Origin of the sequence: Pseudomonas sp. R62, from assembly GCF_000257605.1 — a bacterium.
GTDB lineage: Bacteria > Pseudomonadota > Gammaproteobacteria > Pseudomonadales > Pseudomonadaceae > Aquipseudomonas > Aquipseudomonas atacamensis.
The window spans coordinates 3,835,700-3,837,225 of record NZ_JH635998.1 but is presented as its reverse complement, the minus strand read 5'-3'; the positions used below and the strand labels follow the sequence as shown (position 1 = coordinate 3,837,225).

The 1,526-nt window shown below is 62.0% G+C and carries 2 protein-coding genes; both read right to left on the bottom strand.

The window, feature by feature from the left end; all coding sequences use genetic code 11:
* The coding region (gene rlmD, locus OQK_RS18225) for a 23S rRNA (uracil(1939)-C(5))-methyltransferase RlmD (RefSeq protein ID WP_038861060.1) at positions 1–1,144 on the bottom strand (1,144 nt) is incomplete at its 3' end.
* Positions 1,144–1,526, bottom strand: a 383-nt coding sequence (locus tag OQK_RS31460) for a pyridoxal-phosphate dependent enzyme (RefSeq protein ID WP_038861059.1), incomplete at its 5' end; no start/stop codon positions are given. The genes OQK_RS31460 and rlmD, both read right to left, overlap by 1 nt.

Here is a 1,526-nt window from a genome sequence, read left to right as displayed (position 1 = left end):
GGTCCAAGAGTACCGCAGAAAAGCCGTTTCCGATCCACTGGGCATCGCTCAAAGGCTGGGATAAATCGGCTTGAAAAAACTTTGTGTTATGCAAATTGTTACTGACGGCGTTGGCAGCGGCCCGCTCGACCATGGTCTGCACGCCCTCCACAGCCACCACTTCACGGACGCTTTTGGCCAGCGGTAGCGCAAAATTTCCCAACCCGCAAAACAGGTCGAGCACGCGTTCTTCAGCCGTCGGTTTCAGCCAGTCCAGCGCCTGGGCGATCATCGCTTCGTTGACCCCGGCGTTGACCTGAACGAAGTCACCAGGCCGATAAGCCAGCTCGAGATTCCACTGTTCCAGGCGATAACCGAGGCTCTGACCGGCCTCGACCGGTTGCGGTTCACCTTCGCCATGCAGCCACAACTGCGCCTCGTGGAACTGGCAGAAATCCTTGAGAATGGTCAGATCCGCTTCGGACAACGGCGCCATGTGCCGCAGCAATACCGCCAGAGATGAGCCGCTGAACAACTCGACATGGCCCAGCACCTGCGGTTTGCTCAAGCGCCGCAGCATCTCCGGCAAGCGGGTCATGATCGGCTGCAAGGGCTGTACCAGCACCGGGCATTCGCTGATCGCGACGATGTCCTGACTGCCAGCCGCGCGGAAACCCACTTCGAGTTTTTTTGCCTTCATGTCCCAGCGCACGGCGATCCGCGCGCGCCGACGGTAACCGAATTCCGGGCCGGTCAGCGGCGCCGCCCATTCTTCAGGTTCGACACCGGCCACCCGCGACAATTGCTCGGCGAGCATGCGCTGTTTCAGGGCGAGTTGTTCGTCGTGGGGCAAGTGCTGAACGCTGCAACCGCCACAGCGACCAAAGTGCGCGCACGCTGCCGGACGACGCAATTCGCTGGCAGTGAATACCCGTTCGGTGCGCGCCTCGACCACTTTGCCGTGGGCGCCGAGCACCCGCGCTTCGACCTCTTCACCGGCAAGGGCGCCGAGGACGAACCAGGTTTTGCCTTCGAAAAACGCGATACCGCGACCGTCATTGGCCAGGCGCTCGATGTTCAAGCGCTGCTTTTTGCCGGTCGGGATCTGTGGCGCCTTGCTGCCGCCGGTGGGCTGGAAGCGCAGGCCTCTCTCGTGTTTGGCCATCAGTTCGGCGCGTCGAAAATGCCGGTCGACAGGTAACGGTCGCCACGGTCGCAGATGATCGCGACGATCACCGCGTTTTCAACTTCTTTGGACAAGCGCAGCATCGCTGCCACCGCACCGCCGGAGGACACGCCGCAGAAGATGCCTTCTTCGCGGGCCAGGCGCCGGGTAACGTCTTCGGCTTCGCTTTGCGCCATGTCGACGATGCGGTCGACGCGGTCAGCCTGATAGATCTTCGGCAGGTATTCCTGCGGCCAGCGGCGGATGCCGGGAATGGCCGAGCCTTCCATCGGTTGCAGACCGACGATCTGCACGCTGTCGCTCTGCTCTTTGAGGTAGCGCGACACGCCCATGATGGTGCCGGTGGTGCCCATCGAACTGA